The sequence below is a fragment of the Verrucomicrobiia bacterium genome (genome assembly GCA_035946615.1).
GTDB lineage: Bacteria > Verrucomicrobiota > Verrucomicrobiia > Limisphaerales > UBA8199 > DASYZB01.
Genome location: DASYZB010000076.1, coordinates 1 through 8985 on the forward strand (window position 1 = coordinate 1; position 8985 = coordinate 8985).

The following is an 8985-nucleotide window of genomic DNA, read 5'->3' on the forward strand; positions in this document are numbered from 1 at the left end:
CCCCGCGAAGGCAAGCCTTCACGGGGGTTCCTGTTTAAAGCATCAGCGCGGTTTCAGGAATTTCGAGGGGTATTTCCGCTTTCCGTCACAATCTACGACCGCTATCCGCCACCTGAGCCTCGCTTTGCGAGGCCACGCTCAATAGCGGGGAACCCGAGGACTTCAACCGAGTCGCCAGGGCGGAGGGTAGGGGGATGGGCCAACTCGGTTTGAACGCGGATGCCCCCCGAGTTATCCTGAAGATAAAGGCTTTGGTCGGAGAGATTCAAAGTGACCACGCCGGCCACTTTTACCCTGCGTCCGGCCACACGTTCCGGATTGAAAGTGGCTACCGCAGCAATGGGAGTTGAGGGAATATCGAACGGATCGGCAGGGGGAGCCTCGATGATTTGGATGTGCTTGAGGCTCGGGGCGTACAGGGTGATGCCATTCAACTGGTTGCGGCCATTCACGTCAGACCCGCAAATTCCCTGAACCCTGACACTGGCATCCAGCAGGCTGGATGGCGGCTCGTTCGAGGAAAAACCCGGAAGCAGGACATCAAACTTGCCTTTGCGGCTCATGAGCGACAAATAGAGATGGTTCCATTGCGCGGTGACATGCCGGACAACCCCTTGCATCTGGACCCACTGGGCGTCCAGCCCGCCGTCCGCAAGATCATCCAACTCAGCCGGTATTGAGGGTGGGAGGTTTGTTTTTCCCAGAATCCGGAACTGCGCGAGGACTATGGCCGGGCCAAGCGTGCCGAACGTGGCCTGGCCGGTAAGCTCGACAAGTTGGCCGGAATGAATATTGGACTGAGTGACTTGGGCATACACGCAAGCGCTGCCATCGTGGACGAATGCGGTGTGCCATTCAGGATCACTGTAAATGACTGTCCCGCGAATTTTGACGGGGAGTCCGCGGCGGATTTGTTCCCGGCTCAAAGCGCGTAATTGCGCGAGGTTGGCGCATGTGGCGCTGCATTTGTTGGTGAGCAGTAGCTCGGAGGATTCTGGCGCAACCGCTGCCGTTTCCGAACGGCTCGGTTCGAAGTAGGCATCCGCCAAAACCGCCTGGTCTGCCGCGATTTGGAGGTAACCCCACAGGTCGATGCGTTCACCCGGTGCAACCGAGGTAACCTGAACAAGACGTGCCCGAATGATTCCAGTCGAGTCCTTAATGAGGAGCGATTCGCCGGGCAGCGCGTCACTGACGATGCCGTGCAGGTGGACGGGTTGGTTGGTCCAGGGGCCCAGTTCCCGGTTGAGAACGGCATCGATTGAAGTGACCGGCAGGCTCGAAATCAAGGTTGCAGAAGGGCGCACGATTGAGATTTGTCTGCTATCGGGCGCCATCAAGGTTGCTGTAAAACGGCCATTGAGCGTGTCTGCGGTGATGATCCCACGAACCCGCACCAGCGCTCCTTGGAGAAGCTTGCAGTCGTTGGTTGGCTGCGAGCCCAATACATAGACCAGGAGGCGGACTTGCTCGCTACAGATGGATAACCCGAGGCGCCCGCGGCTGATTTCTGCCAAACGGACCTGCCCCGTGAGTTCGACCCAGGAATTCATATTTGCCCGGACGTCCGCCAGTTCAATGGGTTTCCCCGGCGGCAAACTCGAGTGGCCCAACACAAGAGCTTCGAGGTTTGTTAAAGGCAGGCCATTTGCAACCGAAACCGTCTGTCCGATAAGGTTAACTACATCGCCGGCTTTGAGGTCGGTGCGCAGACCTTGAGGGGTGATGAAATCGATTCCTTCCTTTGTCTGCAAAAAGAGTTGATTCCAGTCAGCATCATAGCAGAGGATCGTGCCGTGGAGTTCGAATGGCTGAAGTTGGTTGAGCTGATTGCTTGAGAGGGAACGAAGCTCGGCAACGCTGGAAACGACGCGCGCATTCGTGGCGGCTACCAGGCTCGACCCGGCAATCCTAAGCACAGCCAAAGCGCCTAGGATGGCAATGGTCCGCCGCACGCTGTCTGGTTTTGAGACAGATATAGTCACATCCTGATGAGTCGGATTTGCAAGGCCGTGTGTTCGATCGAGGGCTAACCATTTTTGCTCGGAAGCCCAAGGCCATAAGGAACACAAATCTGCTTAGAACACTGAATAAAAGCAGGATGCAGGCCAACCCGAACCCAAAAATCCGCACCCGATGTAGGAGCCGCGCGAGGAGGCTCTGATTTGTCTTCGGACCGTGCACCTGCGAAACCCCTTTAAATAGCGTGCTCGCGCTCGGCTTCTTGCAGTGTCACCCTGCAAAATCGGCTGAAATACCCGTATAAGCCTACCTTGACCTAACGAATATAAAGGGGAAAGGTCTGACAAATGGGGAGTCAAGTCACTGTTCACCAGGTTCCAGAGGTGGCGTACTTGTCCGGGAGTATGTGGAGAGCGCCAGGTGGCAGACCAGTGTCCTCGCCCGGCGATCATGTATCATGTAGAGGCCAGTGATTGAGAGGAGACGATGAGAAAACGAATTCAAGACGAGTTTACAGAGTTGCCGATTTCACGGCAACGGAAGTATCAGTTGCGCATGCAGCGTGATCGGCGCTGCACCGAGTGCGGGGAGCCGGCCATCCAGGGGTCCCGGTGCCTCAAGCACCTGGTCAAGGCGCGAGAACGGCAGCGCAGGAAACGCGGACTCAAGCGCCGTTACCTGAATACGTTGAGCTACCGGCTCGAAGCCGCAGCCTGATTCGATTCAATGGTTCGGGACCAAGGCTTATGACTCCGCCTTCTCCGGGGGTGCAGGAGTGGCGGCATGCGTTTCCTTTTCCTTCACCAAGGTTGCGCCTTTGCCCAGGCGCTTGCGCAGGTAGGTGAGCTTGGCGCGCCGGGCGCGGCCTTTGCGCTCGACTTCCACCCTCTCGACGCGGGGCGAATGGATGGGAAAAACGCGCTCGACGCCTTCGCCGTAGCTGATGCGCCGGACGGTGAACATCTCGTTGAGCCCGTGGCCGCGCCGTCCGATGACGACCCCGGAAAAGATTTGGATGCGTTCTTTGTCGCCTTCGACGACCTTGGTATGCACGCGCACCGTATCGCCAACCGAGAATTCGGCAGGTTGTTTGCGAAACTGTTCCGATTCGATTTTATCAAGTAATGCCTGGTTCATAAAATATTTTCGTTTTGCCCTTAGATTCGGTCTGTTCGATTTACAGCAAATCCGGCCGGCGCTCCCGCGTGCGCTGTCTGGCCTGGTCCTGGCGCCACTTGGCAATTTGCGCATGGTTGCCCGAGAGCAGTACTTCGGGAACTTTCAGCCCGCGGAACTCCGCTGGCCGCGTATATTGCGGATACTCCAGCAGGCCATGGCTGAAGGACTCTTCATGAGCGCTGGTTTCGTCCCCAAGCGCGCCGGGCAACAGGCGTGTGACCGAATCAATAATGACCATAGCCGGAAGCGCGCCGTTGGTCAGGACATAATCGCCGATGGATAACTCATCGTCCGCCAGTTGCTCTCGGATGCGTTCGTCAAATCCCTCGTAGTGACCTGAGACAAGGAGCAAATCCTCAACCTGGGCCAGTTCGCCGGCGATAGCCTGGTTAAAGGCCCGTCCGGCTGGGGACAAAAGGACCACACGCGTCTTTTCGCGCGCCAGCTTTTCCACTGCTTCAAAGATCGGTTCGGGCTTGAGTAACATGCCCGGGCCGCCACCAAAAGGGCGGTCATCGACCGTTTTATGGCGGTCATGCGCGTACTCCCGCAAATTGTGGATTCGCAAATCCAGCAAGCCGGCCTGACGCGCTCGTTTAACAATGCTCTCGTCGAGCGGACCCTCGAACATTGCGGGGAATAACGTGAGCACGTCAATTCTCATACGCTGCTGCGATTCAGCCGCCAGGCTCATTTCTCCGGGAGCGCCGCGGCTCCCAGCGACTGCCATCAGCTTGCGGATTGTTCCTCGACGATTTCGAGCGTGCAACGCACTCCCTTTTTGGCGCTGCCGGCCAACAGAAGGGAGCGAATCGCGTTAATCGTCATGCCCTGACGGCCAATGATTTTGCCCACGTCCTGGGGGTGCAAACGCAACTCGAACACGGTGGTCCCCTCGCGCTCGACCGGGGTAATTGTTACCGCCTCCGGATGCTGCACCAGGCCCTTCACCACGTATTCGAGAAACCCTTGCATAGACCAACATCGCGCTCTTAGGCCGCAACGGGAGCGGCGCTTCTCCGCGCCTTTTTGATAAAGCTGGCAACCGTATCGCTCGGCTGCGCCCCTTTGCCCAGCCAGTAAGCAGCCCGTTCGAGGTCGAGGACGAAATTGTCACCCTTCTTCAGCGGCTGATAGGTCCCGATTTCCTCGATGAACTTGCCGTCTCGAGGACTGCGGCTATCAGCCACAACAATGCGAAAAACCGGGGTGTTCTTGGCCCCTACGCGCTTCATGCGAATTTTTACAGACATAAATTGATTATTGGCGGCACAAGTCCACACTGCGGCACTTATGGCTTGCGCAAAAATGAAGGGAGAGCCTAATCGCGGGTTCGCCCGTTTGCAAGCCCTGTTTCATTAAATTTTATTACCGGTTCGGTTCGCAAACCCGCTTGCGAAGCCGCGCGGTTAATGGTGTTCTTACTCTAAACCAAATGACACTGCTGGCAACGAGATTCGAGAACCCACCCGCTCATCGCCTGCCTCTGGCAGAAGACCTGATTGCTTTCCGGGATTTTGGAAAGCAGACACAGGAGTTACAGACGAATTTTCTTCGACCTTGCGGCGATTCAGCGCAGGTCCCGGTGTTTGTGAACGAGTTTTGGACCGCCAAACAGCGCCAGGCGAGTTCATTGCACGAGGTCTCGTACCGGGCCTGTTTTAAGCCACAGTTGCCCCGGTTTTTTATCGAACGCCTGACCCGGCCAGGTGATATCGTATATGACCCGTTCATGGGGCGGGGCACCACCCCTATCGAGGCGGCACTCCTAGGACGCGTCCCTTTTGGTAATGATATTAACCCGCTCAGCATCGTCATGACCCGCCCCCGGTTGCGCCCGCCTGACTTGGCGCAAATCGAAACGCGGTTGAGGGAAATTCCGTTGAATGCTCCGGCTGATATGCCGGAGGACTTGTCGGCATTTTATCACGCGGAAACCTTGGAGGGTATTTCTTCGCTCAAACGATATCTATTAGAACGGCAGCGAGCGGGGGGGCTCGACGGAGTGGACGAATGGATTGCCGTGGTTGCCCTCAACCGTCTGACGGGCCATTCCAAGGGCTTTTTTTCCGTATATACCCTGCCGCCGAACCAGGCCGTTTCAGTCAAATCACAACGCAAAATCAACCAGCGCCGCAGCCAGGTCCCCGAGCGGCGAGACGTGGCCGCCTTGATTCTCAAAAAATCCCGGCAGCTTCTGGGTGACGTCGATCAAATGACTCGCCGGACGCTTGCGCAGGTGAGTGGGCAGGCCCTCCTTCTGACCGGCCCGGCCAATTCAACACCGCAGGTGAGCTCGGGGTCGGTTGCCTTGGTGGTTACCTCACCACCTTTCCTGAATGTGGTCCAGTATGCGATTGATAACTGGCTGCGCTGCTGGTTCCTGGGGATTGATTCCAAAGCCGTATCGCTTACGGTCCCCAACAAGCTGGAACGGTGGCGCGAAGCAATGACCCAGGTTTTCCATGAGCTTTATCGCGCGCTCAAAACCGGCGGCCATGTGGCTTTTGAAGTGGGCGAAATCCACGGTGGCCTGACCAAGCTGGAAGAGGCGGTGCTGCCCTGCGGCGCAGCGGCGGGTCTGGAGCCGGTCGCTGTGGTTATCAACGATCAGCAATTCACCAAGACCGCCAATTGCTGGGGCGTCGATAACATGGCTAAGGGCACGAATACCAACCGGATTGTGGTGTTTAGAAAGTCCTGAATCTGCCGATGTCCCCACGCGCAACTCCAGCCCAAAAGGCGCGGAGAAGAGAATTACCTGGCGCCGAGAAGCCTGAGCCAACCGGGCCGCTAAAGAACAAACTCTTTGGGCCGGTTGGAATTTCCGTACTCCTGGCGATCAGCGTTCTGGCCGCCTACGGGGCCGTCCCATGGAACGGTTTCGTCGATTATGATGACGCCGACTACGTGACGGCCAATCCGCATGTCCTTGGAGGATTAACATGGGCGAACGTGGTCTGGGCGTTTCGTTCCGGCCACGCCAGCAACTGGCATCCGCTGACCTGGTTGTCACACATGCTGGATTGCGAGCTTTTCGGAGCGAACCCAGGGCCGCAGCACCTGGTGAATCTCGCCTTTCATGTAACCAATACGGTGTTGCTCTTTCTCCTGCTGAGGCGTCTGACCGGGGCGCACTGGCGCAGCGCGTTGGTCGCGGGACTCTTTGGTTTGCACCCGCTGCACGTCGAATCCGTGGCATGGATTTCCGAACGCAAAGACGTCTTGAGCACGTTTTTGGGTCTCCTTTGTCTTTGGGCCTATGGCAACTATGCCAAAAAGGCGCCTCAATCTCCAGACCTTACGCTCCACGCTCCACCCTCTCCGTTCCACGCTCGACGCTGGTACGGCCTCTCCCTGGTTTTGTTCGCTTTAGGCCTGATGAGCAAACCCATGCTCGTTACCATCCCTTTTCTTTTAATTCTTTTGGATTATTGGCCCCTTGGACGCTTTGGCATGGTGGCAGCAAATGGGCCACGGCCTCCCGGAGCCGGATCAAAGGGCGGAATAACGGGGGAACCTGCGGCGTTATGGAGTTGGCCGAGGCACGGCCAACTCTTATGGGAGAAATCGCCTTTCTTTCTGCTGGCGGCTGCGTCCTGCGTTGTGACATTTCTCGTTCAGAAAAGGGGCGGGGCGGTTTCGGCGGGCTTGTCGCTGGGCGCGCGCTGGGGCAATGCGGTTGTTTCTTATGTGCGTTACGCGCGCAAAACGCTTTGGCCCTCTGACCTGTCGGTCCTTTATCCGCATCCGGGTCATTGGCCGGCGTGGGAGGTGGCCGGTTCGCTGGTTGTCCTGGCGGTAATCACCGGTTGGGTGTTGTGGGTGCGGCGCACTCGGCCATACGCAACGGTCGGGTGGCTTTGGTTTCTAGGCACGCTGGTCCCGGTGATTGGGCTGGTCCAGGTCGGCATTCAATCGATGGCGGATCGATATGCTTACGTGCCGAGCATCGGGTTGTTTCTGCTCATCGTTTGGTTGCTTGGCGATGCTTCGGAGCATTGGCGCAGGGGGGTCCCTGCCATGGAAAGCGCGCCAGTGAACCGGCAACCAGGTTTGGTCACGCGCTCAGGAAAGCAATTCCCTCTCCTGCTTTGGATGAGGGGGCAAGGGAGAAGAGGCTCTCTGTCTCGAAACTTCTTTGTCGCAGTGCTAGTCCTGGGCGTTTGCGGGTGGCTGACCTTCCGCCAGGTGGAATTCTGGCAAGACAGCGAAACGCTGTTCCGGCGGGCCGTGCAGGTCACGCATAACAATTATTTGGCGTATAACAACCTCGGTTTTTATCTCTCGAAACAGGGGAAACTGGAAAAGGCCAAGGAGAACTATCAAAAGTCTCTCGCTATCAACCCAAGTTACGAAGATGCGCTGAACAATATGGGATATGCGCTGGCCGGCCAGAAAAAGTATGCCGAGGCCATCTCGTTTTACCAGGCAGCGCTGCGGGTCCGGCCCAACCACCCTGAGGTCCATAATAACCTGGGCAATGCGCTTTCCGAGATAGGGAAGCTGGATGAGGCGATTGCGCACTATGAGATTACTCTGCGGCAAAACCCCGAGCACGCGGACGCGCATAACAACCTGGGAATCGCTTTGGCGATGGAGGGGAAGCTGGCTGAGGCCATTCCGCATTTCCAGGCGGCCATACGGTTCAAGCCCAATTATGCCAGCGCGCACAGCAACCTGGGCAACGCGCTGGCTGCTGAGCACCAGTTTGATGCCGCCATTGCTGAATACCAGGAATCATTGAGACTGAATCCCGATGACGCCCAGGCCCACAATAACCTGGCCAATGTGCTGGCCGAAAAGGGCCTGTTGGACGCGGCTGTCGCGAATTACACCGAGGCGCTCCGGCTGAATACCAACAATCCGGAAGCGCATTTTAATCTCGGGTGTGTTTTGGATAAACAGGGCAAACACAGCGAGGCTGTCACCCATTATCGCGAGGCGCTGCGATTAAAGCCTGATTACGAAGCAGCGAAAAAACAGCTTGAACAGTAAGAGGCACTGAGGAAGAGAGGGTGGCGGCGGTGAGGATGCTTGCGTTATCGGACGGTGCGGTTTGTGGTTACATTTGGTGACATTTACCTACAGTAGGTGACCATTGGCTACATGGGCCTGGTTCTTGAGGGTGCGCGGGGGAGGTTTCCGAAAGGGGAGTTTGCCTCCGATTGGTTCCGATTACCTCCGATTACCTCCGGTTGGTTCCGGTTCTTGAGGTGGGGGTGCCGGTTGAGAGCAGGCCCCACTGGCTGCACGCGAGAGCGAATCCTTAGGCGCCACCAGCGAAGGGAGCGAGGGGTGATGATGAAGTTTGACATTGAGTTTTCCGAGAAGACCACCGACTGGGTGTGAGGGGGCAGTTTATAGCTTAATTTACCTTAATTTGGTTTAATTTGGCTTAATTTGGCTTAATGTGGCGAGGGAGAGAAGACACGGAGATGTCGGGTCGGAAGAGCTTGCAAGTTTGAGAATTGAAATTTCGGACGGGGGTTAATAGTCGAAATGGCAAATCCCACATGGCAAACGGTCAATTATCCGCCGATAGCCAGGCGCCAAGGAGGGGGGACACCCTCAGGCGAGCATCGAACACAACGGAGGCGGCGAAAAGAGGGGGGACACACTCTCCCCCCCACGTTTTGCCGTCAACCCGTCAGGAACACAGAAAGATGGGCATTTTTTTCAAAAAGATCCGTCAATTTCCCGTCAATTATCCGTCAGGCATCCGTCAGGTGCGACGTGAAGCCGCAGGAGTTCACTGCTTAAATGGATAGTTCCTGAACTAAGCCCTGCGATTCGCCGCAGGTATTCTACCGAAGCAGGCGTTCTAGCGCGAAGCTTACGCCG

General features: G+C 56.9%; 8 protein-coding genes. 3 read left to right on the top strand and 5 right to left on the bottom strand.

The window, feature by feature from the left end; genetic code table 11:
* Positions 1–101 precede the first annotated feature (101 nt).
* Positions 102–1985 carry a hypothetical protein gene (locus VG146_11575; GenBank protein ID HEV2392988.1) on the bottom strand — a complete coding sequence of 628 codons (1884 nt, stop codon included), beginning with the start codon at positions 1983–1985 and terminating at the stop codon, positions 102–104.
* A gap of 463 nt (positions 1986–2448) precedes the next feature.
* Between VG146_11575 and VG146_11580 the strand changes: the two genes are divergently transcribed.
* Complete coding sequence (locus tag VG146_11580) at positions 2449–2679, top strand: hypothetical protein (protein ID HEV2392989.1); 231 nt, start codon at positions 2449–2451, stop codon at positions 2677–2679.
* A gap of 27 nt (positions 2680–2706) precedes the next feature.
* Here the strand turns inward: VG146_11580 and rplS are convergent, their stop codons facing one another.
* The 4 genes from rplS to rpsP form a co-directional block, all read right to left on the bottom strand.
* Complete coding sequence (gene rplS, locus VG146_11585; protein HEV2392990.1) at positions 2707–3099, bottom strand: 50S ribosomal protein L19; 393 nt, start codon at positions 3097–3099, stop codon at positions 2707–2709.
* A gap of 40 nt (positions 3100–3139) precedes the next feature.
* Positions 3140–3805 carry a tRNA (guanosine(37)-N1)-methyltransferase TrmD gene (gene trmD, locus VG146_11590; protein HEV2392991.1) on the bottom strand — a complete coding sequence of 222 codons (666 nt, stop codon included), beginning with the start codon at positions 3803–3805 and terminating at the stop codon, positions 3140–3142.
* Positions 3806–3870: 65 nt separating this feature from the next.
* Complete coding sequence (locus tag VG146_11595; protein HEV2392992.1) at positions 3871–4116, bottom strand: KH domain-containing protein; 246 nt, start codon at positions 4114–4116, stop codon at positions 3871–3873.
* A gap of 17 nt (positions 4117–4133) precedes the next feature.
* The gene (rpsP, locus tag VG146_11600; protein HEV2392993.1) at positions 4134–4394 is read right to left on the bottom strand and encodes a 30S ribosomal protein S16; all 261 of its coding nucleotides are present in this window, start codon (positions 4392–4394) and stop codon (positions 4134–4136) included.
* 182 nt (positions 4395–4576) lie between these two features.
* Here rpsP and VG146_11605 point away from each other — a divergent pair, with 182 nt between their 5' ends.
* Positions 4577–5845 (top strand): DNA methyltransferase, encoded by a 1269-nt coding sequence (locus VG146_11605; GenBank protein HEV2392994.1) that lies wholly within the window; start codon positions 4577–4579, stop codon positions 5843–5845.
* Positions 5846–5853: 8 nt separating this feature from the next.
* Entirely contained in the window at positions 5854–8139 is a 2286-nt protein-coding gene (locus tag VG146_11610; GenBank protein ID HEV2392995.1) for a tetratricopeptide repeat protein, read from the top strand.
* Positions 8140–8985: the final 846 nt, after the last annotated feature.